Origin of the sequence: Capsulimonas corticalis (assembly GCF_003574315.2) — a bacterium.
Lineage (GTDB): Bacteria > Armatimonadota > Armatimonadia > Armatimonadales > Capsulimonadaceae > Capsulimonas > Capsulimonas corticalis.
In genome coordinates this window covers 3,455,499-3,478,443 of sequence record NZ_AP025739.1, presented here as the reverse complement: position 1 = coordinate 3,478,443, position 22,945 = coordinate 3,455,499, and the positions used below count along the sequence as shown (strand labels likewise).

Below are 22,945 nucleotides of genomic sequence, written 5' to 3'. Positions count from 1 at the left end.
GATGACCACTATCTCCTCACGCGACCGTACGATTGCGCTCGTCGCCGTCGCGGCGACCATTGCTTCGGGAATTGCGATCTCCGTACACGCCAACCCCGTGCTGCTTTTCGTGATCACCGCCGTGGCGCTGGCAATGCTGGCGTCCATGGTCGGCTCGGCCACGGAACAGCTCGGCGGCAAGCTGGGCCCGGGGGCCACGGGCGTTCTGCAAAGCGCGCTCGGCAACCTCCCGGAGCTCTTTATCTGTATCTTTGCCCTGCGCCAGGGACTGGTGACGGTGGTGCAATCGGCGCTCATCGGATCGATCCTGGCGAACTCGCTGCTTGTGCTCGGTCTGGCGTTTCTCGCCGGCGGTCTCAAAAACGGCGCGCAGAAATTCGGGAAGCAGCAGCCGCGCATGATCGCATCGCTGATGCTGCTGGCGGTCTCCGGGCTGATGATCCCAACGCTGGCGCACACCCTGCACACCGCCGCCGGACGCCATCCGGACACGCTGAGCATCGCCGCCGCCATCGTCCTGCTGATCGTCTTCCTGGTCAGCCTTCCGGTCTCCATCAAAGGCGGACCGCTGACGCCGGCGGATTGCGAACCTTGCGCGGAAGAGACGCCGGACGCATGGCCGATGTGGCTCTCCATCGTCACCCTGCTCGCGGCGGGCGTCGGCGCGGCGTTTGTTTCCGATTGGTTTGTCGAGGCGCTCAAGCCGGCGATCCGTATCCTGCATCTGTCGGAAGCGTTCACCGGCCTTGTCTTGGTGGCGATCGCCGGCAACGCCGTGGAAAACGTGGTCGGGATTCAACTGGCGATCAAGAACCGCATGGACTTTGCCGTCAGCGTCATCCTCAACAGCTCGCTGCAAGTGTCTCTGGGCCTCATTCCCGTGCTGGTGCTGCTCAGCTTCTTCTTAGGCGGCGCGCATCTCACCCTGGTTCTCACGCCGCTGCTCATCGCCGTCCTCGCGCTGGCGGCGATCGTAACCACGGTCGTCGTTTATGACGGCGAATCGATCTGGCTGGAGGGCGCGGCGCTCATCGGCCTCTATGTGATCATCGCCGCCGCGTTCTGGTGGGGATAACGCTTATGTCCATGTTTACATTTTCCGAGTTTCCCGAGATCGAGACGCCCCGCCTGCGGCTGCGCGAAACGCAGCCGTCGGACGCGGAGGATATTTTGCAGATCCTCTCGCAGCCGGAAGTCGTGCGCTTTTACAATATCGGGCCGCTGACAAAAATCGAAGAAGCGCAGGCTCTGGTGAAACGCCGAAACGTGGCGTATACTGAAGGGACTCGAATCCGCTGGGCGATCGTTCTGAACGAGACAAACCGCGTCGTCGGCTCCTGCGGATATGGTTACGCGGACAGCGAATCGCGCCAGGCCGAGATCGGCTATGAGCTCGATCCGGCGCACTGGGGCCATGGCCTCATGCGCGAAGCGCTCACGGCGATGCTGGACTTTGGATTTAAGACAATCCACCTCAATCGTATCGAAGCGCTTGTCGTCCCTCAGAACACGGCGTCGCGAAATCTGCTGTCGCGGCTTGGCTTCCAGGAAGAGGGCCTGCTGCGCGAACGCGGATTTTGGAAGGGCGCTTATCACGATCTGGCGCTCTACGCATTGCTCCGGCGCGACTGGAGCTTATTGCCTTAGGCTACGAACTCACAAGGATTAAAATTTGTTTATTGGTTTGCTCATGGCGTCGACGCTGATGACGGTTTCGCCGCCCGCGCCGCGATTGGCTTCGGTCTCGCCGCAAATCATCACGCACGGCGCGCGGACGCACAAGTGGGTCGTGCTCTCGTTCGACGCCTGCGAAACGCGCAAGCCGGCGGGTTACGACGCCAAAATCATCGATATTCTCACGCGCACCCACACGCCCGCGACCCTGTTCCTCGGCGGCCACTGGATGGAGACGCACCCGGCGCAGGCTCGGATGCTCGCCGCCAATCCCCTGTTCGAAATCGGCGACCACTCTTACCTGCACCCGCATATGACCAAGATCTCGACGGCGCAGATGGACGACGACCTGCGCAAAACGCAGGCCGTCCACCAAAATCTCACCGGCCGTCAGGCGCGTCTGTTCCGTCCGCCTTACGGCGAATACGACGCCAGCGTGATCCAGGAAGCCGCCCGATTCGGCATGAAGTCCGTCACCTGGGAAGTCGTGACCGGCGATCCCGACAAGCACGTCACCGCGCCCAATATCGTCCGCACGGTCCTCGCCAGGACCAAACCCGGCTCCATCGTCATCATGCACGTCAACGGCCGAGGCTGGCACACCGCCGAAGCCCTCCCCGCCGTGATCGCCGGCCTGAAGAAAAAAGGATATTCGTTCGCGCGGCTCTCGGAAACGCTGGAGTAGAGACCTACTCTGACTCGATCTCTACATCCTTCTTCTTCGCCGCCGCCTTAATTCGCCGCTTGATCGTCTCCACCTCGTCCGCATCATACTTCGATGCGTTGTCTTTGTGGTTGATATAACTCCAGGCCGCCCGGATATGCTTTTCCGTGTCAATCGGATACTTATGGTTTTTGGTGTCGGCAAACTCCACGTCGCCGTACTCGCGTACGCCCTCGTCGGGGTTGACGTCCTCACGCCGATCGATTGCGGTGCTCTTTTCGGACATAATCTTCTCTCCTTTCATCGATTGCGTTCGATCCTGGAATGTACTTTCCCGGAAAATCGCAGAAAATAACCCATTGACTACTCTCGTAGTCCTGCGATATAATGGCGTTGATGTTCGAGAAATGGATAACGATGCTATGATGAAGCCGCCAATGCTGGGAGATCAGGAGCTGGAAGTGCTCCGCTATATCACGGACCACTCGCCGATCTCCGTGCGCGATGTCGCGGTGCAGTTCGGGGAGCCGCTGGGGCTGGCGCGCACGACGATCCTGACGGTGATGGAGCGCCTGCGCAAAAAGGGTTTTTTGACCCGGACCAAGTCCGGCGGATCGTTTGAGTACGCTCCCGCCGTAGGCAAACAGGATTTGATGCAGAACCTCGTGCATGACTTTGTGAGCCGCACGCTCGGCGGATCGCTGACGCCCTTTGTAGCTTACCTCTCCGAGAACCAAAATCTGAACGAGGAAGAAGTCGCCGATCTGCAAAAACTGCTGGACGCGATGCAGGCGAAAAAGGGATAAACGCCATGGCAGGCGACTGGACCGCACATTTCGCTCCGGTGATGCAAGTCTGGGCCGCCACGATGCTGCGCGCCTCCGTGCAGGGCGGCGCGCTGATCCTTGTCGTGTGGGCGCTGTGCCGGTTTGCGCCGCGAATCCCCGCCTCGGCGCGCTGCTGGCTGTGGTGGCTGGCGAGCGCCAAGCTTCTCATCAGCCTTTGCTGCGTCGGCGGCGTCGCTTTGCCCCTGCTTCCCGGCGGGACGCATGCGCCGAAGGCCGCCGCGCCGATCACCAAGCTCTTTCAGCCGCTGCGCCCGCAAAGCGGCGACTCGCCGCCGCCGCTCCAATCCAACAATTCCGTGACCGCCTTCGCCGCCCCGCCGGCGGCCCCGCTCAGCCATGCGCCGAAGCATGTCCCGCCATTTTCCTGGGTTCCCCAAGCGCTGTTCGCTGGCTGGGCGCTCGGCGCGACGGCCATGCTCATTGGGAATATGTGCGGCTGGCTGCGAGTGCGCGGCGCGCTTCGGCGCGCCGTTGCGATCGCGCCGGATCAAACCCAGGTCGAGGCGTCGACGCTGGCGCGGCAAATGGGATATCGCGCGGCGATTGCCGTTCGCGAATCGGCGGACTGCCCCTCCCCCTTTGTCGCCGGACTCTGGCGTCCCGTGCTGATCGCGCCGGCGGGATTCACGCGCAATCTGTCCGAGAGTGAGCGGCGGATGGCGCTCGCGCATGAGATCGCGCACTTACAGCGCCGCGACCTGCTGCTCGGGATCATCCCCACGCTGGCGCGCGCGCTGTTCTTCTTCCACCCGCTTCTGTGGCTTGCGGCGCGCGAATACGACGCCGCCCGCGAGGAAGCCTGCGACGCCGCCGCGATTGCGGCGACTCAGCTGGACGCCGTGCAGTACGGACGCCTGCTGCTCAAGGTCATGTCCGCCGGAGCCGCCGCGCCGAGCGCGGCGCTGGGGATCCGCCCGGCTTACCATGCGGCGAAGCGCCGGCTGCTGCACGTCGCGCGCCCCGGCTGGGACACGAACCGCGCCTCCGTGCGTCTGGCGGCGGCCGCGCTTTGCGGGGCGGGGATGTGCGCCGCGCTGCCGATCCATGTGACGGCGCGCACGCAAGCCGCCCCCCGATTCAAGCGCGACAGCGCCGCGCTCCCATTGCGCTATGTGCTGCAGGATCTGGGACCGGTGGGGACCTCAGCGGCGATCCGTTTCGCGATCAATGACAAAGGCCAGGTCGCCGGAGCGCGCGACGAGCGCGCGCTGCTCTGGGACAACGGTCATGAGACGCCGATCGGGGCGATTGGCCGCTACCATTACGGCGCGGCGCTCGCGATCAACAACGCGGGCGCCGTCGCCGCCACCTATTACAATTACGACAACTACCCACACACGCTGCTCTGGCAGGATGGGGAGAAGTCGCCCGCGCTGCCCGCCCGATATCGCTATAACGAGCCCCACGGCGTCAACGATCTTGGCTGGGTGGTCGGCAGTATCCGCGCGGGCGGGCACGACGCACAGGGCGGCCTGATGACGCAGGCGTTTCTCTGCGCCAACGGTCAGACGCAGATCCTCGGCACGCTCGGCGGGGATCACAGCATGGCGTACGGCGTGAACGACAGCGGCCAGGTCGTGGGCAAGGCGGACCTCGCGCGCACCTACCTGGAGCGAACGGCGCATGGATTTACCCGCCCCACGCACGCTTTTCTCTGGCAGAACGGCGTGATGCAGGATTTGGGGACGCTGGGCGGCGACAACAGCCTCGCCTGCGCGGTCAATCAGCGCGGACAGGCGGTCGGCTACTCTTCGACCGACGACGGCACGGTCCACGCCTGCTTCTGGGATAACGGGCAGGCGATCGATCTGGGGACGCTGCCCGGACACGACAACAGCGAAGCGCGCGCGGTCAACGATCTGGGCGTCGCCGTCGGCCAGTCCGGCGTGAACGCGGACGTCACCCCGCCCCGCGCCGTCCTCTGGTCCGACGGGCGTGTGGTGGACCTGAACGGCGCCGTGACGAACGCGCCGCAGTGGACGCTCCAGTGCGCCGACGGCGTCAACAACGCCGGCCAAATCGTCGGCAAAGGTCTCGTCGGCGGCGTCACCCACGCCTTCGTGCTGACGCCGCAAACCGCAGTTTCTCCCATATCTCCGGTCTCTGCGCGGCGCTAAATTTCTTCGGCGCATCGAACTTTCACACGACAAATGAACGCGGAACGCTTTTCCCTGACATTCGGGAACGTTATCAGCAACGTTCGCCTGCAATAATGGTGTTGTCTTTGAAGACAAGACCACGAATCCCGGAGCGGCGCTGCGCCTTACCGGGGCTTCGCTTCCATCCAGAGTTAGGCAAAAAGACCCAAGGAGAGGAAATCCGATATGACAACGGAAACATCTGTGGCTCCTCACACTGAGGCGGTCACAATCACCGAGCATGAAATGCAGCAGGTCGCACGCGCGAATGCGACGGCGCTCCCGCCGGTCGTATTCGTCCACGGCCTCTGGCTGCTGCCGAGCAGCTGGGACCGCTGGGCGGCGATGTTCGAGGAGGCCGGATACACCGCGCTTACGCCCGGCTGGCCGGACGATCCCGAGACCGTCGCCGAGGCGAACGCGCACCCGGAAGTCATGGCGCACAAGACGGTCGGCCAGGTCGCCGATCACTTTGCGGAGATTATTCGGGCGCTGGACATAAAGCCCGCCATCGTCGGCCATTCATTTGGCGGCCTGCTCGCGCAGATCCTCGCCGGACGCGGCCTGGCGTCGGCGACCGTCGCCATCGACGCGGCGCCCTTTCGCGGCGTGCTCCCACTGCCCTTCTCGGCCCTGAAATCCGCCTGGCCGGTCCTGGGCAATCCCGCCAATCGTAACCGCGCGATCCCGCTCACCTACGATCAGTTCCGTTTCGGCTTCGCCAACGCCGTCAGCGAAACGGAGGCCATGGAGCTCTACAAGACCTTCGCCGTGCCGGCTGCGGGCGCGCCGCTCTTCCAGGCCGCCACCGCCAACCTCGATCCCTGGACGGAAGCGAAGGTCGATACCGAGAATTCGGATCGCGGACCGCTGCTGCTCATCTCCGGTGAGAAAGACAATACGGTTCCCTGGGCGATCACAAAAGCGTCGTACGAGCGCCAGCGAGACAACCCCGGCGTCACCGAGGTCGTTCAGATCCCCGGCCGGGGCCACGCCCTGACCGTCGACAGCGGCTGGCGTGAAGTCGCCCAAACGTCCCTGGACTTCATCAAGCGTTACGTCTGAGAGCGCCGTGTCTCTCTTAGACGGCGCATCTTCAGATCCCCAGGACAGCCGGCGGTTTTCACCGCCGGCTGTCTTTGTCATTTCGGTCGAAACGCCGTTATGCGTCTCACGACATGGGTACAACTATTTTTATTGCAAAACGCAAACAAACGCACAAAGGGACCCCATGGAAATCGAAAAGCTGAAAGAAACGGCGCGGGCGCTGCTCGCCGACGGCAAGGGACTGCTCGCGATGGATGAGAGCACCGGCACCGCCAATAAACGGTTCGCCCCGCTGGGAATCGCGCAAACCGAGGAGATGCGGCGCGCCTACCGCGACTTGATCGTCACGGCGCCGGGTCTGGGAAACTCCATCAGCGGCGCGATCCTCTACGATGAGACCGTGCGCCAGAAAACGCGGGATGGCCGGCCGTTTGTGGACGCCCTGATCCAGGCGGGTATCGTCCCTGGCGTCAAAGTCGACGCCGGCGCCAAGGACATGGCGGCGCATCCGGGCGAGAAGATCACGGAAGGTCTCGATGGCCTGCGCGAGCGTTTGACCGAATACGCCGGCCTCGGTCTGCGCTTCGCGAAGTGGCGCGCGGTCATTACCATCGGTGACGGAATCCCCAGCGACGGATGTATTGCGGCGAACGCCGATGCACTGGCCCGCTACGCCGCGCTCTGCCAGGAAAGCGGCCTCGTCCCGATTGTCGAGCCCGAAGTGCTGATGGACGGCGATCACACGCTGGAGCGCTGCGCCGAGATGACGGAGCGCGTCCTGAACGTCGTGTTCGAAACCCTCAAACGCCAGCGCGTGGCGCTGGAGGGCATGATCCTGAAGCCGAACATGCTGCTTCCCGGCCTGCAATGCCCCGTGCAGAACAGCGTGGAGGAAGTCGCCGGCGCCACCGTGACATGCTTCCTCCGAACCGTTCCCGCCGCCGTTCCCGGCATCGCCTTTCTTTCGGGGGGTCAGGAAAGCGAGCTGGCGTCGGCGCGATTGAACGCCATGAACGTTCGTTTCCGGGGCCGCATGCCGTGGGCGCTGACGTTCTCCTTCTCCCGCGCCATTCAGCAGCCGGCGCTGGAGCTGTGGCGCGGCGACGACAAAAACGTGGAGGCGGCGCAAAAGGCGCTCCTGCACCGCGCCAAATGCAACAGCGCCGCGCGCCGGGGCGAGTATAATGGTGAGACAGAGGCGATGACCGGCGACTGAAATCGCCGGGCGCAATGTGCGTAACATCAATTCATCATTCCCGAATTCATCATTCCCTCCAGGAGAACAGCGTTGAGCGACACCCCGCCCCGTATTTATTTGGCCCGTCATGGGGAAACCGAGTGGACGATCACCGGGCAGCATACGGGAATGACGGATCTTCCCCTCACCGATCGCGGCGAGCGCAACGCCCAGAGTCTGGGCAAACGACTGGCGGGCCTGACCTTCGCCGCCGTCTTTACCAGTCCCCTGCTGCGCGCTCGGCAAACCTGCGATCTCGCCGAGTTCGGCGGCGCCGCACAGGTCGATCCGGACCTCGTCGAGTGGAACTATGGCGAGTATGAAGGACGACGCACGGTGGATATCCGTAAGGAGCGCCCCGATTGGCGCTCGTTCCGCGACGGATTTCCCGGCGGCGAATCCGTCGCGGAGATCGGCGCCCGCGCCGACCGCGTGGTCGAACGGCTCCGCGCCATCGAAGGCGACACGCTCCTGTTCAGCCACGGCCACTTTCTGAGATTTCTCGCCGCGCGCTGGCTGGGACTGCCGCCGGAAAGCGCCCAATACTTCGTGCTGACCACCGCGTCGCTGAGTATCTTAGGCTACGAACACAACCTCAGCGAGCCGGCGATCCGGCTTTGGAACGACGACCGTCACACACAAGAATAACCCGCCCGCAATAACCCATATGGTGGAGGAGATTTCGCCCGGCCATCCGTTGCAGCAATACCGTGTGAGGCTTCAACAAGAATCGCTGCTCGCGAATCTTCAGAAGCTGGCGGCCATGCCCATACGCTCCCGCCGCAAAAAACCGGCGTGAAACCACGGCGGCGTGACAACAGCCTCTGCCTGAACATTCGTACATCCAAATGTTCAGGCAGGGGCTGTCGGCGTCAATGCGCGGACGCGTGAGACACGGTCGCGGAGTGTACCCGCACGCCTAGCGCGGCCGGCGCGGGGGAGATGTTCGCGGGGCGGGCGCCGGATGCGGAGCGGAACGCTCCGTCCGTTTCTGGGCGCTCGGCGGGGAGCAGTTCGAATGTGTTCTGCTCGCCTTGACCGCTCGCGCTGTTCGAGCGGCAAGAAGCCCAGGCGAGGAGAACGTTTTTCGTATCGGTCTCGATCCACATGCCCTGGATTGTATCGTTTTGACCGGCGCGGGCGGCGATGAACGGCGTGATGCGGCCGGGAACGGCGTCGTACGAGGGGCGGGCGGAATAGGCATATCCGGCATCCTTTAGCTTCGACGGCAGGTCCTGCATGGGCGTCGCATCCGCCGGCCAAGCCAGCACTTCGACCTTGTTGAACCGGGATTCAACTTTGTCGGATTTGGATTCGACGGCGCCGGATTTTGACCGGCTGGTTTCCGACGCCTTCCGAAGCGCGGCTTCGAAGGCGGCCTGGTTGTTTCGATCCGTGGAGCGGCGCGCGCCGTCCGGAAGCTGGATTTGGGCCAGCAGCGACGTTCGCGCCGGCGCCATGTCCGCGCTCTGAGCCATTTCGGCGCGCGCCGACGTCAAAGGGACGTCACGCGTCAAACCTCCGACCAGCAGTAATACAAGCAGCACTGCATGCATTCTTCTCATAATTAATCTCCTAGGAGATGCGGCAGCATCTCGATTCCGTAACGCGCGGACAGACGGATAAACTGCGACGCTTCCTCTCCCATCATCGCCTTCTTCGGCACGATGTTCAGGTCCGCGAGCGCTCCGGCAAACTCTTCAAAGTTCGCTCCCGGCGTAATCAGCAGCGTCGCGCGGCCGCCGCCTTCGCTCACGCAATACCAGGCGTGCGCGACGCGGCGCGGCGCGAAGACGGTGTCGCCCGGGTTGGCGATCACGGTTTCGTTCCCGATCTGAAACGCGAACCGACCTTCGAGGATATAAAACGTCTCATCTTCGCGGCTATGAATGTGCGGAGGAACGCCGCCGCCGCGATCGACTTCCACTTCACAAAAAAGAAACGCTCCGGCCGTCGCCTGCGCGCTGACCTTCACACGCCCCCGATGGTCTCCAAAGTCGAAGAACTGCCCCATGCCGCCCGGGATAAGATAAGCGCCCAGCGAAGTGTCGGTTTCAATCATATGGTCGACAATGTTATTCATGTGATACGTCCTTATTGTTGATCTTTACGCCAGGATCGTTCTCCGGCGGATCGCGGCTTTGGGAGCGCCGCGAACTTTGCTCCGAGCCGCTGACAGATGCATCATACAAGGGCGCCGTGTACACAGCGTGTACAAAACCGTGTACAGCGGTCAAACGTAAAAAAAGCGGAAGAATTTTTGAATTCTTCCGCTTGGAATGCGCCGTGAGATCCGATGGGTGGGAATTGAGGGTAACTTCCGGCAATCAGGGCAGCAGGCCGTACGCCAGCGCCTCGTCCAGCGTCATTCCCGCGCCGATCGCTTGCTCCGCCGCGAACCCCTCAGGTCCAAGGGCGGCTTTGGCGCTCTCGACATAGGTATCGAAGCCCCGGCCGATGATGGACGCCGTCAATGTCTGGTCGGTCCGCCGAAGGTGCTCCACCGCGCCCAGCAGACGCGCGGCGCGCGACGCGTCCCCCTGCGCCGAACAGACAAACGCCAGCGCTTGAAGCAGATAATGGTGTACGAACTGATAGCCCATATCGCCCAGAAGGTCGTAGGAGCGCTGCACGCACTGGCGCCCGCGCTCCGGGTCCCCGTCCATCACTTCGACCAGCGCCATGCCGAACCACGCTCCGGAGCCCCAGAAGGTCTCGCCGACGGTTTTGGAGACCGCGATCGCCTGTTCGAAATACACGCGCGCGCGCTGGGAGTCCATACTGTTCGCGGTGAGCAATCCCATCCAGAACAGGGCCGCGACTTCAATGGTGTGATCGCCAAGCTGGCGCGCCAGCGCCAGCCAATCCTGTGTATGGCGCTCCCCTTCCGCGTAATTCTCCATCCCGCAGGCCATGGCGGTGCGCCACTCGTAGATCTCCAGACGCGGCCGCAGATCTCCGCTGATCTCCGTGGCGCGCCACGCCTCCTCCAGCGCCATGTGCGCGCCAAGGCCGTCGCCGTCGTTCATCAGCAGCAGACCGGCCCAGGCGGCGAGCGGCAGAGCGATCCCCGAAATGTCGTTCAGCGCGCGATACATGGTGATGCTTTCCGAGAAGCGCTTGCGAGCGAGGTCCCAGTTACGCAGATACCAGGCGAAGCGGCCCGACTTGAACAGGATATCCGCGCGCAGCGACGTCTCGCCGCCGCTCACCGCCAATAGCTGCTCCATGCAAAGGCTGCCCTCGCGGACATAGGCGCGCGACTCCCAGAACCGGGTCAGCGCCGAGGCGAGCCGAAGCCCCGCGTCCGGGTCGTACTCCGTCGCCCACGCCAGCGCGCCGCGCATATTGTGGCGCTCGGAATCGAGCCGCTTGATCCAGCCGGCCTGCTCGTGCCCGTGCAGGCCCGGCTCCGCGTCCTGCGCCAGCTCCAAATAGTGCCCGTAATGCCGTTCGCAGAGCGCGCGGCGCTTGTCCTCATCCGACACCAGCTCGTCGGCGAACTCGCGCAGCGTCTCCAGCATCCGGTAGCGCATCCCGGTTTCGGCGGTTCCATCGACCTGCGACTCTTCCGAGGCGAGCACGAGCGAGTGCTCGCGCAGCGTCGTCAGATGGTAGATGGCGTCCCGGTCGCCGCTGACCGCCTCGGCCGCCTCCAGGGTCCACCCGCCGCGAAACTGACCGAGCTGCGTGAAGAAACGCTGGGTCGCCGGGGGCAAAAGCTGATAACTGGATTCCACCGTCGCCCGCAGCGTTTGATGGCGGCCCGGGGTATCGCGGCGGCGGGACACCAGCAGATCGAAACGATGGTCCAGTCGCTCCAGGGTCTGCGCCGGGCTCAAGGTCTGCGCCCAGGCGGCGGCCAGCTCCACGGCCAGCGGGATCCCCTCCAGCTTGTCGCAGAGCAGCGCGACAGCGGCGGCGTTGCGCGCGGAGAGCTGGAAATCCGGCCGCGCCGCCTGCGCCCGGTTGACGAACAACTGGATGCTGGGAAACTCCAGCAGGCGCTCCGGGGAGCCGGGAGTCGGCGGTGTGGGAAGCGGCGCCAGCGGAAACTCGCGTTCGCCGTCCAGAAGCAGGCGCTGGCGGGAGGTCACCAGACAGCACAGCTCGGGCACGGCGCTCAAAAGCTGCTGCACGACATTCGCCCCCGTCTCCGCGAGCTGTTCGAAGTTATCCAGCACCAGAACGACGCGCCCCAGGCGCGTCAGCGCCTCGACGACCTGATCGAACGGCATCACGGCGCGGGACCGGGTGACGGGAAGGGCTTCCGCAAGCGCGTCGGAAATCCGGCTCGCCTCCCGCACATCGGCCAGCGGGATAAACCAGGATCCTCCAGGAAACGTTTCATGAAGGTCCCGCGCGACTTCGATCGCCAGCCGCGTCTTGCCCGAGCCGCCGGGACCGGTCAGCGTCACCAGACGCGTGCCCTCGCCCAGCAGATCCGCGAGCGACGCACGCTCCTTGGAGCGTCCGAAAAACTGCGTCAGCGTCAGGGGAAGGCGGGACGGTTTCCGCACCAGGACCGGCTTGGTCACAGGGCCGTCTCCAGCGTTCGAAGGGGCGGCGGAAGCGGGTGGCGGCGCAAAGACCAGAGTCGCTTCGGCCGGCGAGGCGTCCGATAGCGCCCGTGTTTCCGGCGCGGGCGCGGCGTTCAAAAGCGCCCGTGTTTCCGGCGTGGGCTCGATGCCCAGCTCACTCTCCAAAAGCTGCTCTAGATCGGCGAACTGCCGGCGCGCGGCGGCGACCTGTCCGGAGGCCATGAGCAGGCGAATGACCTCGGCGTGCGCTTCCTCGCGCAGCGAATCGGCGGACACCGCGCGCCGAACGCATTCGAGCGCCATGTCGTAACGCCCGGTCCGTTCATAAAGGCCGGCCTGATCGCGCAGCGCCCCCCATTGGACCTCGGCCAGCCGGTCCCGTTCGGTCAGCGCCCACGTCTCATAAAACCCGGAAAGCAGCGGCTGCGCGTATAATCCGGTGGCTTCCGCAAGCATCGCGATCTTTTCGACAATGCTATTCTCAGGATGCGCGGAGCCTTTCAGTAAACTTTCAAAGTGGGCGACATCGGTCGAGATCGCTTCGGGATTGAGTCCCACCATCGTGCGGCCCTGCGTGACCAAGATGCTCCCCGCGAGGTCGCCCGGCAGCTCCAGCTGCCGGCGCAGCGAGGCGATGGCGGTGCGCAGGTTGGTCCGGCCCGCCTCCAGATCAGAGTCCGGCCACAGCAGGTCGGCAAGCTCCTCACGCGAATGGAGGCGTGGGAACAAACAGAGATACGCCATCAGCGCCGCGATGTTATGCGATCGGAACCGCTCCACCACCTCCGTCCCGCGCGTCGCGCGAAGCCCGCCAAACAAGGTCACCGTCCAAGCGCCGGTCATGTTTTATCCCCTGCCACTTCCACATCACCTTTATTACCAAGGCTCGGGCGCCAGTATCTCTCCAGCGCTTCGTGGATATTCGCCGCCTCATAGTCTTCCTGTTCAGCCGTATATTCAAGATAGCGAATAATCGCCAGCCGCTCCGGCAAGGTAAACCCCGCCATTCTTTCTACGCCATACGCAAACCAATCGGTATCAGGATAAAGACTAAAATTTGACTCTGTAAACCCATGCGTCAGTGTAAAAACGCAACGCCCTCCGCCAAACTCCATCAGATCGGCGATCAAGAACGCCGGCAAATAATAGCGTAGACCTTCGTGCGTGAGAAATGACGTAGCAGTGCTATTGTCTGCCAGTAGCCACGGAGCGATCGTCCGCCAATGGACGCCACGCAGATCCAGAGCAATTTCCGCAGCCTCATCCCCCTGCCTTGATCCGCTCAAATTATTGTCTCCCGGATAGGGAGCATCCGCAAAAGCCGAGCGAATTTCCTCGACCAAGGCAGCGGCGGCAGGATCCTCAGGGGCCGGATATTCGTAATGACGCATCTGCCAATCGAATGCGGCAAACGCCTCCGCATGCGGCCCACCCGCCCGTTCCCAAAACAACCGCATGGCGCGCGACGCCAGGAACATCATATGTGATGGCTCCGCACCGCGCAACAGCAACGTATTGCCCGGATTCGAATGAGGCAGAAACAATGCCAGAAACGCGGCGACCGCGCGAAATTGCTCTTTGGTGAGTAAGCCAGCTAGTCCCTCGAAATGGGAATCAGAACCGTGATAGTAAATAGCGTAGGCACTCGGCATAAGTCGGCTGTAAACGACGGTATGGGAAAAGTCTACTTCCTCTCCCCAATGGTCGAGAGCAGTGATGAGAAGGGCTGGAAGATAATAACGCGTCGCTTCCGGCGTCAAATAACAAAATGACGACCACCACTCCTTAAGAAAATCAAACGACAATTCTTCCCAGCGCTCACCGGCGAGCATCGCATGGATCCGCTCTGCGCCAGGAGCATCGCGTTTGCCTTGCTCCGTCACGAGTCGATCCGCAGGCGGAGGCGATGTTCCTGCAAACGCGGTTAGTATTTGACTTCGGACGGAGGCGATGTCGGTCATAAGCGTTTTATAATATCTTTCTATTCTTATTTTACATTAAAATCGCCTAAGTCCCAACGAGGCGTCCATCGATTTCGAGGAAATTGAGTGGCAATTATGACAAATTGTCATCAAGTGTGGAACAAATAGCTTGTCTGCCTCCCGGATATTCCGCCCCTGTATTTCCACGATGCTTTCTGAGCCCTGGTATTTTCCCTGGGATTAAGCGAAAGACGGGCGTCCGCCGATGGCCGGCAGTAATGATCACTGTGAATTAAACCGATAATCATGCAAAGTTTCAAGTAAGAAGACGTGAGTTTCCTCATGCTGGACCGGCGGATAATTTGTGGGCTGCGAGCTCTGGCTGTGACGCTGCTGCTAATCCTGTGTTACGCCGCCCGCGTTCAGGCGTCTCCGTTTTCCCTCAAATCGAGCGTCAACACGATCTGGCGGACGCCGGACGGCATGCCGCAGGACCGGGTCAACGCGATCCTGCAAAGCCGGGACGGGTATCTCTGGCTCGCCACTCAGGACGGCCTCGCCCGCTTTGACGGCGACCGGTTTACGATCCTTGACACGGAAAACACCCCGGGCCTCGCCACTAACGGAATCGAACAGCTGATGCAGGATTCCACCGGCGCGCTGTGGGCCGCCGGCGCCGGAGGGATCTCCCGCATTCAGAACGGCGTCGCCGTGAACTTGACGCCGGTGACGGATATCGAAAGCGAAGTACGAGTCACCTGCCAGCTCGATCCGACGGGAACGCTGTGGGCGGAAAAAAGCGGAGGCTTCTACCAAAGCGTCAACGGACGGCTGAAGGAGCAGTTCAGCGTCGCGGAATACGCCGGGCAGATCATTGTCAAGCACTGGGCCGTGGGACCAAACGGCCTCCTCTGGGTCGAGCAGGATGACGGCGGCTTACTGGAAGTCCACGCCGGGAAGATGATCCACATCGCCGTTCCGGGCGCGGAGAAGCATCTGAACTCCATCCGGTCGATTCAATGTGACGGCAATGGCGTCGTCTGGGTTGGAACGGAACTCGGCGCTTACACGATCCGCAACGCGGTCCTCACGCCGGTCCCAGGCCAGAGCGCGAAGCGCGCCGCCGCCACCATTCGCATCGACCATGCAGGCGATGTTTGGGGACTGATCGGCGGAACGCTCTGTCAATTCCACTGCGGCCGTTTTCTGCCGACCCCCGATTGGCAGGGAATCTCCGTCGGCGGCATCGATATCAACTCGGGAGGCGACCTGATCTGCCGCTACGGCGACACGCGGGACCGCGAGCACCCCTATGACGGCATCGGCCTTAAGATCAGCAAGACGTTTGTCTGTATCCGGAGATCGGACGGCCTGGCGGGCGTCCCCACCTGCACGATCCGCGATACGCAGGGCGGCGTCTGGGTCGGCACGGACAACGGTCTGGATTGCCTGCGCGACGGCAACTGCCACACGTTCACGGAGCGGCAGGGCCTGCCGGACACGCCGATCCAATGCCTCTTTACCGACGCCGCGAACCACCTCTGGGCCTCCGCCGGAGCCGACGGCCTTTACCGAAACACGGGCGAGATCCTGGGACGGTTCCAGCGCATCGGCGGACCGGACACGCGCATCACGGCTCTGTGCCAAACCTCCTATGGCGAGATCTTAGGGCTGTGGAAAGGACGCGCCCAGCAGCTGATCGGCTCTCGAACGGTGGATGTCGGCGCCAAATACGGCAACGCGCTGGTCGGCGACGCCGGCGCTATCGCGGTCAGCGACGACGGCGATGTCTGGCTGATGGGCGACCATGAGTTCGTGCGCACCCGCGGCGGCCATAGCGTCGTCGTGCCGGTCTCCACGGCGGGTAACCCGATCTTTGCCGCCATCGTCGACCACGCGGGCCGTCTCTGGGCGAGCGGCAAGAACAATCTTTACTGCGTCGAAAACGACCGCGTCCAAACCTTCAGCAGCACCGAAGGCGTGCCGAATATCCCGATCGTCGCGATGTACGCCGATTCGGACGGCGCGCTCTGGTTCGGTCACAAAGGCGGCGGACTCACGCGTTACAAAAACGGCGCGTTCCGAAGCATCACGATGCGGGACGGACTCTACTCCGACGGCGTCTACCAAATTTTGGAGGACGACCGCCATAACCTCTGGATCGGCAGCTCGCGCGGCGTCTTCCGAGTCAGTCTGGACGATCTTAACCAGCGGATCGACAAAGGCGGAAGCTCCATCCGGTGTTACCCCTTCGGTCCGCTGGACGGCGCGTCCGGAGGACAGGCCTATACGGGCCGAGCGTCCTCCGCATGCCGTATGCGCTACGCGGACCTCTGGTTCTCCGGAATGCAGGGCGTGGTGCATATCGATTCCGGCAACATGGAGTCGACCCCATCGCCCGTTCTGATTGAGCAGATCGCCATCGACGGCGACCTTTACTCCGGTAAGTCGCAAATCCATGCGCCGCCTGGGGACGGAAACGCACAGTTCCGCTTTACGGCGCTGGACTATCGCAATCCCAGCCATCTCCACTTTCGTTTCCAATTGGAAGGGTTCGACAAACACTGGCGGGAGACCGACGGAACGCGCACGGCCACTTATACCAACCTGCCGCCAGGGCGCTATCGGTTCCACGTGCGCTGCGCCAATACGGACAGTCAGTGGACGGTGAGCACCTCGATCGGCCTGTACTTACGGCCGCATTACTATCAGACATGGTGGTTCAAAGGTTTGTGCGCGCTTGCAGGCATTGCGATGTTGGCGGCCCTCGTCTTCGTCCCCATCCTGCGGCGGCGCAACTCCCAGCTCCACCGGATGCAGGAGCGTTTGGCGGGGCAGAACGACGAACTGACGCTGAGCCAGAACGAGCTCTTGAACAGCCAGCAGATGCTGGAGGCGCAGAATGAGGAGCTGATCGCCGGCCAGCAGGAGCTGATGGAGAGCCAGCAGGCGCTGGAGGCGGCAAACTCGCGTCTGCGCACGCTGGCGACCACCGACGGCCTGACCGGCATCACCAACCACCGGATGTTCCAGGAAACGCTGCACGGAGAATGGCGGCGCTTCCACCGCGAGAATCCCCCGCTGTCCATGCTGCTGATCGATGTCGATCACTTCAAGGCGTTTAACGACACCTATGGCCACCCGGCGGGCGACGCCGTGCTGATCCAGGTCGCCGCGCTCCTGTATAGCAACGCGCGGGACACCGACACCGTGGCGCGTTACGGAGGCGAGGAGTTCGTCATTATCCTGCGCAACACCGACGCCGAAGGGGCGCGCATCGTCGGCGAGCGCTTCCGGCACGCAATCGCCAGCGCGGAGTGGCCGAGACGCGCCATCACCGTCAGCATTGGCGCCGCGACCGTCTGCGACAGTGTCGCCTCTCCGGAATCCTTGATCGAGGCGGCCGACGCGGCGCTCTACCGCTCGAAGAAGCTGGGACGCAACCAGCTCAGCCACATGTTCGACACTAGCTTTCAAGAGCAGGATCAAGCGGCGTAGCGCTACAGCACGATATGCGCAAGAAGATAGGGCTTCGGCTTGACATCTCCATGGAATAACGGAAACTCCAGACCCAGCGCGAGCGTTGGAGTCAGTCGGGCCGACAGCCCGGCCGAAAGGCCGTGCAAAGTGAGCTGGCCGTCGAGCGAGTATCGTCCGGCGCGATCGAAATCGATCACCTGATACGCAATCGCGGGACTGAGACCTTCGTGTCCACCGATCAAGAAGCCAAGCTTGATCGTCTTGGAAGGCAGGGTATCCGGCGGATGGTACGCGGCCCGATCCCCATAAAACCGCGCGCGCAGAAACTGCTCGGTGAGGGCGGCGGCGGGCTTCGCGCTCAGGCTCGCCCCGTAATGTCCCGAATTGAGCCAGACGATCCTGGTATCGCCGAGCGCCTGGGAAAGCGCTTTCGCTCCCCGGGGCAGGATCACGAGGTCGTACCGCCCATCGATCATCAGCACGTTCGCGGGATCGATCGGGCGAGGCCAATGATTGGCTTCGATCGGCGCCATGGCGCGCAGAAACTCGTCGTAGGTATACCCGTCCCGTAAAATCTGCTTCCGATATTTGCGCGTGAGCAGCCCCACCCAAAATCCCCGGGCAAAGTCCGCGCCGCCGACCAGCGTCACCGTCGCCTGGACACGCGGGTCCACCTTCGTCACCAGCCCGCTCAGCACGCCCCCCAGACTGATTCCGCCGACGCCCAGCCGCTGCGGATCGATATCCGGCCGGCGCGACAGATAATCCAGCCCCCGCCGCGCGTCCAGCACCGCCTGACGAAGCGCGCCCACCATCTCCGGCAGGTTTCCGCTGAGGATCGCCGGGGCCGTTCCCTTCGGGTTTTTCGCACGCCGGTTCAGGCTGTAGGGCTCCACCACCACCAGCGCCGACACATTGGCGCGCGCCGCCGCGCTCGCCAACCCAAACCCCGCCCGCGTCGAACTGGGGTTCCACTCGTGCAGCACCACCATGGCCGGATACGGTCCCGTTCCCGAAGGCAGAAAGAGGTACGCCGTGACGGTGTTATCTTCGGGATACGGCGTCACGACCGGGCTGGGATATGTGATACGGGTGACGCTCGCGCCGCCCTGCATCCCCATCGGCGTCTCCGTCACTGCGAACGGCGCCTGAGAATCGTAATCGAAAAACGCGGCGTCATCCGGCGCCGGCGTGACCGACGGCGTTTGCGCGCGCGCAATGGCGCAGAAAGAAACGAGGCAGAGGACGGCGCAGGCAGCGCCAAGATGAGACAATAAGTTTCTGATGGATCGATCCTCCCGGCGTACGCGGATCCGAACTCGCGCGCTCGCCTGCTCTCGTTCTACCCAAATCACAGGTCAGCGAACGCGCGGCGGCAGGTAAACTATTCCTGCTTACCGAAATCGCAACATTCTTTCCCGCAGGAGATTTCCAATGGCTCTGACCGCTCAAGAACTGCAACTGATCGAATCGCTGAAATTCCCGCTCGCCGCCGCGGAGCGGATCCACCAGGAAACGGGCGGCGTTCTAGAGGAAGCCAAGTCGGATGAGTGGGATTACCGGGACGATGATGAAGAGTCCGGTCCCATACGAGGCGTCTCCGTCCTGCTGCCGAACGCCGCCGTGGAATCCTTCGTGGAGACCCAGCAGACCGCCATGGAGGCGCTGGGCTGCCGCGCATTTTGGAGCACACGCCGGCAGGCGAACGGCCTGCAATCCGGCGATGAGCTGGTAGTCCTCCCGACGACGGATATGATGGAGGCCATCCGCTGGAGCCACTCGAACGGCGGCAACTACGGCGTCTCCATGGAAGACATCATCGACCGGATCAGCCGCTGGCGAACTCTCTGCGACGTACAGGTCGTCGGCGCCGCCCACGACTGGGTCGCCCTACGGTTCCATACGCTGCCGGAAAACATCTGCCAGTTCGCCGAAGACGTCTTCGAGCTTTGCCCCGACTCCGTGCATCAGGGCGTGGCGCTGCAATATGAAGAGGACGAAGAAGCGCTGGAAGCCGCCCGGACGCTATGCCCGGACATCTGTATCACCGCGACCACGGCGGAAGGGCAGCTCGAACGCATGACGAAAGGGTTTCCTCCGGAAATGGTCGATCAGCTCCGCGAAAAGCTCAGCCAGACGATGAACAGTCCACGGATGAAAGCGATGCTGGAGATTGTTGGAAACCATTCCGAGCCCAGCGAAGAAGACGGCGTCCGCCTGCTCGCGTACGAGATCCGCCGCTCCGGCTATCTTTTTCTCTGGTGGGATTAATCACAATGGAACTCACGCCCGAAGAAATGCGGATGATCGAGACGATTGGATTTCCGCACGATGTCGCAATATTTGTCAAACAAGCAACGAGCGGCGCACTGGAGCACGCCGCCGCCGAAGAGGACGGGCAAAGCGCCCAGGCCCCCGCAGGATTGTCCGTCTCACTCTCCAAAACGCGCATCGAGCAGTTTATCGAAACGCATCAGGCGGCGCTGCTACTGAAAGGCTGCCGGGCCTTCTGGAGCGAGCGGAGGCTCCCCAGCGGTCTGCGGGACAGCGATGAGCTCATTCTCCTGCCAACAACCGATATGATGGCGATCGTACGGCTCCGCCGCTCGAATGGAGTAAACCACGGCGTCTCCACCGCCGATGTCATCGACCGTATCGCCTACTGGTCGACGCAATGCCGCCTGAATGTCGTCGGCGCAGCGTGTGATTGGGTCGCTCTGCGCTTCGATACGCTGCCGGAAAATCTCTGCGTCTTCGCCGAGGATGCTTATCGGTTCTGCCCCGACGCCGTCGAACAGGGCGTCGCCATCACATACCAGGAAGACTCCCGGGCCCTCGCCGCCGCGCGCGCCCTCTGCCCCGGCGCTCGTCTCAAGTTCACCACGCAAAGCGGACAATCGGCCAGGGCGCTCGCGGGCGACTTCCACGCGCAGTTTCAAGCCACGATCCGCGAAGCGTCCTACCCTCCCGAAGTCAAGGCAATGCTTCTGCGTGAGGCGTCCGAAGCGGCGCGCACCCCTGGTCTCAGCCGCGAAGACGGAACGAAGCTGCTGGCGTATGAGATCCAACGAACGAAAACGCTATTTCTGTGGTGGGATTGATGGCAATGCTAACCGTAAGAGTTGCCGCCATTACTCCTTAATAACTTCGGGATATATAGTACCGCAACGGTAAACGGCGACATCGCCTTATAAGACATCATTCCTCAAAGTAAAGTATTCTACCCACCCCCTTTGTTTATATCCATCTATCTCTAATAATTAGATTGCACCTATGCAACTTTTTACTCGTATTAGTGTCTATTAAATTATGAAGCCATTCAATTTTATATCCAAAAGAAAAATACCTGCATTTAGCGTCAATAAAGAAACAATATCTTCGGTAACTACGGCACACGAAGATCTACTGAAACCAAAGGTGGATCCATTTTCCGAGGCAATAACAGCACATGATTTATGGATATCTACCAAAGGCATCGAAGGGCAAAAACTTGACGTTCAAAAGTATGATCTTAAAACAGCAGACTTTGCGGGAGCTAATTTAAGCAATATTGATTTACAAGGAGCAAAACTAAAAGAAATTGATTTTAAAGATGCTAATGTTATCAACACTGTCTTTATTGACACCGATCTAGAAGGCTCTGACCTGACGGAAGTCAACGGCTTAATTAGCGAACAGCTTGGTGGTGCAAATTTACGACGCGCAAAACTGCCTGCGGAAATTAAAGATTTTGAAAGTCTAAAGAATGTTGAAGAGTTATCTAAAAATGCAGGCAAATTATTTTTGTCAATGTTGTTGTCTTCGGCCTTTATGCTCTTAACCATTCAAAAGACGCTAGACGTTCAGTTAATTACGGATTCAGGCACTGCGAAATTACCTATTCTCGATGTAGACATAGCTGTCCGGATGTTCTTCTGGCTAGCGCCTACAGTATTATTCTTTCTCTACGTCGCCTTCCATTTATACTTACAGCGACTATGGGAATCGCTGTCTATTCTCCCGGCAGTTTTCCCTGATGGTGCAACGATAGATCAAAAGACACATCCCTGGTTATTAAGTGATTTAGTTCGAGACTATTTTCCACAATTAAAATCGCAAAGAAAACCTCTATCCACAATTCAAAGTCTACTGTTTTCGTTTCTCGGATACTGGTTCGTACCTCTAATGTGTCTCCCATTTTGGGCAAGAGCTCTGCCTCGTAGAGATTGGACAATAACAGGAACGCATGTAATTTTAATATTTCTATTTATGTGGACAGCTGTTACTTTTCACCATCTTACCAATATCACGCTTAGACACAAAAGCAAAAGCATCAACGATTGGACTACACCTAAAGCATTTCAATTGGGTAAGGCCAAAATGAACAATGCAGCTTTATCACTAGCAATTGGCTGTATATTCTTTTGGCTTTCGACATCCGCATTTAATGGTGTTCCACGAAAACTATATCAAAATAACATGCCAAGACCAAAATTGGGCACATTTAACTTGCGCCGATGGGTACCGCGCATCTTAGAAGAACTGAATGTAAGCCCATTTGCGAATATTAGCGACACAGAGGTTTCTACAAAACCAACTGAATGGATAGATAGAGACGCGCTACATACGCCTTCACCATTTCAAAACATCGAATTTGATTACCGTACAAACCAGTCATTGGAAAAAGATTATGTGCAAATCGCACACGTTAAACCTGCATTCTTGACGAGAAGTGATTTGCGATATGCCAACGCACAAAACGCATTCTTAGTAAGAGCTGACCTGAACAAATCCATATTAGATCATGCAGATATTAGTCATAGCGATCTTCGTGGAGCGCACATGATAGATGTGAGTGCTCAATATACAGATTTATCAAGTTCACTTTTGAGCCACGCAGACTTAAGCTTCGCCAACATGAGCAATTCCGATTTATCATACAGCGATTTAAGAAACACAAATCTCAAAGGAACAAATTTTCGTAAAGCTTATCTTTTTGTATCGAATCTGAAGAACTCGGTCTTATTCCGCGCTGATTTCTCGAACGCAATAACATTAAACGCCGATTTGAGAAACACTCAACTAATGGATACCAACTTTTCAGGAGCAGATCTCACTCAAATAAATTTCGAGAATACTTCACTCTTCAATTCAAATTTCACCAATGCAAACCTCACAGGTGCAAGATTGCATGGAGCAAAACTCCAAACAGCAAATCTGACTAATGCTAATCTTGAGAATGCTGATTTGAGTGATGCGGATTTAAGCCATGTAAACTGGACAGGAGCGAAATTAATTCATGTATATTACAACAAGAATACAAAATGGCCTTTAAATTTTATTCTACAACCAATAAAACCAGAACGAATCAACACTAACGCTAAATTAAATCGTGCGAAAATTTGATCAACATGA

The 22,945-nt window shown here is 60.5% G+C and carries 18 protein-coding genes; 12 read left to right on the top strand and 6 right to left on the bottom strand.

Going from position 1 to position 22,945, the window contains the following annotated elements; all coding sequences use genetic code 11:
* Nucleotide 1: 1 nt before the first annotated feature.
* The 3 genes from cax to D5261_RS14855 are packed head-to-tail and all read left to right on the top strand — an operon-like array spanning nucleotide 2 to nucleotide 2,359.
* The gene (cax, locus tag D5261_RS14865) at nucleotides 2–1,075 is read left to right on the top strand and encodes a calcium/proton exchanger (protein WP_119320541.1); all 1,074 of its coding nucleotides are present in this window, start codon (nucleotides 2–4) and stop codon (nucleotides 1,073–1,075) included.
* 5 nt (nucleotides 1,076–1,080) lie between these two features.
* Nucleotides 1,081–1,647 carry a GNAT family N-acetyltransferase gene (locus tag D5261_RS14860; RefSeq protein WP_119320542.1) on the top strand — a complete coding sequence of 189 codons (567 nt, stop codon included), beginning with the start codon at nucleotides 1,081–1,083 and terminating at the stop codon, nucleotides 1,645–1,647.
* A 25-nt stretch (nucleotides 1,648–1,672) separates the two neighbouring features.
* Entirely contained in the window at nucleotides 1,673–2,359 is a 687-nt protein-coding gene (locus tag D5261_RS14855; RefSeq protein ID WP_125205876.1) for a polysaccharide deacetylase family protein, read from the top strand.
* A gap of 4 nt (nucleotides 2,360–2,363) precedes the next feature.
* Here D5261_RS14855 and D5261_RS14850 read toward each other — a convergent pair whose 3' ends face one another.
* The gene (locus D5261_RS14850) at nucleotides 2,364–2,624 is read right to left on the bottom strand and encodes a DUF6582 domain-containing protein (RefSeq protein ID WP_119320787.1); all 261 of its coding nucleotides are present in this window, start codon (nucleotides 2,622–2,624) and stop codon (nucleotides 2,364–2,366) included.
* 136 nt (nucleotides 2,625–2,760) lie between these two features.
* Here D5261_RS14850 and D5261_RS14845 point away from each other — a divergent pair, with 136 nt between their 5' ends.
* The 5 genes from D5261_RS14845 to D5261_RS14825 all read left to right on the top strand — a co-directional run bounded on the left by D5261_RS14845 (nucleotide 2,761) and on the right by D5261_RS14825 (nucleotide 8,256).
* On the top strand, nucleotides 2,761–3,144 hold the full coding sequence (locus D5261_RS14845) for a BlaI/MecI/CopY family transcriptional regulator (RefSeq protein WP_218025539.1): 384 nt from the start codon (nucleotides 2,761–2,763) through the stop codon (nucleotides 3,142–3,144).
* Between the two features lie 5 nt (nucleotides 3,145–3,149).
* On the top strand, nucleotides 3,150–5,303 hold the full coding sequence (locus D5261_RS14840; RefSeq protein WP_119320544.1) for a M56 family metallopeptidase: 2,154 nt from the start codon (nucleotides 3,150–3,152) through the stop codon (nucleotides 5,301–5,303).
* Nucleotides 5,304–5,570: 267 nt separating this feature from the next.
* Nucleotides 5,571–6,389: an alpha/beta hydrolase gene (locus D5261_RS14835; RefSeq protein WP_435792415.1), complete on the top strand. Its 819-nt coding sequence runs from the start codon at nucleotides 5,571–5,573 to the stop codon at nucleotides 6,387–6,389.
* A 166-nt stretch (nucleotides 6,390–6,555) separates the two neighbouring features.
* Entirely contained in the window at nucleotides 6,556–7,587 is a 1,032-nt protein-coding gene (locus tag D5261_RS14830) for a class I fructose-bisphosphate aldolase (RefSeq protein WP_119320546.1), read from the top strand.
* 72 nt (nucleotides 7,588–7,659) lie between these two features.
* The gene (locus tag D5261_RS14825) at nucleotides 7,660–8,256 is read left to right on the top strand and encodes a histidine phosphatase family protein (RefSeq protein WP_119320547.1); all 597 of its coding nucleotides are present in this window, start codon (nucleotides 7,660–7,662) and stop codon (nucleotides 8,254–8,256) included.
* 224 nt (nucleotides 8,257–8,480) lie between these two features.
* Here the strand turns inward: D5261_RS14825 and D5261_RS14820 are convergent, their stop codons facing one another.
* From D5261_RS14820 to D5261_RS14805, 4 genes are all read right to left on the bottom strand, one after another.
* Entirely contained in the window at nucleotides 8,481–9,173 is a 693-nt protein-coding gene (locus D5261_RS14820) for a hypothetical protein (protein WP_125205877.1), read from the bottom strand.
* A gap of 2 nt (nucleotides 9,174–9,175) precedes the next feature.
* Nucleotides 9,176–9,691: a cupin domain-containing protein gene (locus tag D5261_RS14815; RefSeq protein ID WP_218025540.1), complete on the bottom strand. Its 516-nt coding sequence runs from the start codon at nucleotides 9,689–9,691 to the stop codon at nucleotides 9,176–9,178.
* A gap of 244 nt (nucleotides 9,692–9,935) precedes the next feature.
* Nucleotides 9,936–12,992 (bottom strand): AfsR/SARP family transcriptional regulator, encoded by a 3,057-nt coding sequence (locus D5261_RS14810; protein WP_119320549.1) that lies wholly within the window; start codon nucleotides 12,990–12,992, stop codon nucleotides 9,936–9,938.
* On the bottom strand, nucleotides 12,989–14,110 hold the full coding sequence (locus D5261_RS14805) for a DUF6714 family protein (RefSeq protein ID WP_125205878.1): 1,122 nt from the start codon (nucleotides 14,108–14,110) through the stop codon (nucleotides 12,989–12,991). The genes D5261_RS14810 and D5261_RS14805 overlap by 4 nt, the downstream gene beginning before the upstream one ends.
* A 345-nt stretch (nucleotides 14,111–14,455) precedes the next feature.
* Here D5261_RS14805 and D5261_RS14800 point away from each other — a divergent pair, with 345 nt between their 5' ends.
* Nucleotides 14,456–17,569 (top strand): ligand-binding sensor domain-containing diguanylate cyclase, encoded by a 3,114-nt coding sequence (locus D5261_RS14800; RefSeq protein WP_301002513.1) that lies wholly within the window; start codon nucleotides 14,456–14,458, stop codon nucleotides 17,567–17,569.
* A 2-nt stretch (nucleotides 17,570–17,571) separates the two neighbouring features.
* Here D5261_RS14800 and D5261_RS14795 read toward each other — a convergent pair whose 3' ends face one another.
* Nucleotides 17,572–18,825: an alpha/beta hydrolase family protein gene (locus tag D5261_RS14795; protein ID WP_119320552.1), complete on the bottom strand. Its 1,254-nt coding sequence runs from the start codon at nucleotides 18,823–18,825 to the stop codon at nucleotides 17,572–17,574.
* 160 nt (nucleotides 18,826–18,985) lie between these two features.
* On the opposite strand from D5261_RS14795, the gene D5261_RS14790 reads away from it, so the two are divergent.
* The 3 genes from D5261_RS14790 to D5261_RS14780 all read left to right on the top strand — a co-directional run bounded on the left by D5261_RS14790 (nucleotide 18,986) and on the right by D5261_RS14780 (nucleotide 22,936).
* Complete coding sequence (locus D5261_RS14790; protein ID WP_119320553.1) at nucleotides 18,986–19,822, top strand: DUF4253 domain-containing protein; 837 nt, start codon at nucleotides 18,986–18,988, stop codon at nucleotides 19,820–19,822.
* Between the two features lie 5 nt (nucleotides 19,823–19,827).
* A complete protein-coding gene (locus tag D5261_RS14785) occupies nucleotides 19,828–20,652 on the top strand; it encodes a DUF4253 domain-containing protein (RefSeq protein ID WP_119320554.1) in 825 nt (274 codons plus the stop codon).
* 208 nt (nucleotides 20,653–20,860) lie between these two features.
* Nucleotides 20,861–22,936, top strand: a complete 2,076-nt coding sequence (locus D5261_RS14780) for a pentapeptide repeat-containing protein (RefSeq protein WP_119320555.1) — start codon at nucleotides 20,861–20,863, stop codon at nucleotides 22,934–22,936.
* Nucleotides 22,937–22,945 lie beyond the last annotated feature (9 nt).

Coding starts and splice junctions, on each gene's coding strand:
- cax (WP_119320541.1), top strand. CDS start 2: ATGACCACTATCTCCTCACGCGACCGTACGATTGCGCTCGTCGCCGTC.
- D5261_RS14860 (WP_119320542.1), top strand. CDS start 1,081: ATGTCCATGTTTACATTTTCCGAGTTTCCCGAGATCGAGACGCCCCGC.
- D5261_RS14850 (WP_119320787.1), bottom strand. CDS start 2,624: ATGTCCGAAAAGAGCACCGCAATCGATCGGCGTGAGGACGTCAACCCC.
- D5261_RS14845 (WP_218025539.1), top strand. CDS start 2,761: ATGATGAAGCCGCCAATGCTGGGAGATCAGGAGCTGGAAGTGCTCCGC.
- D5261_RS14840 (WP_119320544.1), top strand. CDS start 3,150: ATGGCAGGCGACTGGACCGCACATTTCGCTCCGGTGATGCAAGTCTGG.
- D5261_RS14835 (WP_435792415.1), top strand. CDS start 5,571: ATGCAGCAGGTCGCACGCGCGAATGCGACGGCGCTCCCGCCGGTCGTA.
- D5261_RS14830 (WP_119320546.1), top strand. CDS start 6,556: ATGGAAATCGAAAAGCTGAAAGAAACGGCGCGGGCGCTGCTCGCCGAC.
- D5261_RS14820 (WP_125205877.1), bottom strand. CDS start 9,173: ATGAGAAGAATGCATGCAGTGCTGCTTGTATTACTGCTGGTCGGAGGT.
- D5261_RS14815 (WP_218025540.1), bottom strand. CDS start 9,691: ATGAATAACATTGTCGACCATATGATTGAAACCGACACTTCGCTGGGC.
- D5261_RS14810 (WP_119320549.1), bottom strand. CDS start 12,992: ATGACCGGCGCTTGGACGGTGACCTTGTTTGGCGGGCTTCGCGCGACG.
- D5261_RS14805 (WP_125205878.1), bottom strand. CDS start 14,110: ATGACCGACATCGCCTCCGTCCGAAGTCAAATACTAACCGCGTTTGCA.
- D5261_RS14790 (WP_119320553.1), top strand. CDS start 18,986: ATGGCTCTGACCGCTCAAGAACTGCAACTGATCGAATCGCTGAAATTC.
- D5261_RS14785 (WP_119320554.1), top strand. CDS start 19,828: ATGGAACTCACGCCCGAAGAAATGCGGATGATCGAGACGATTGGATTT.
- D5261_RS14780 (WP_119320555.1), top strand. CDS start 20,861: ATGAAGCCATTCAATTTTATATCCAAAAGAAAAATACCTGCATTTAGC.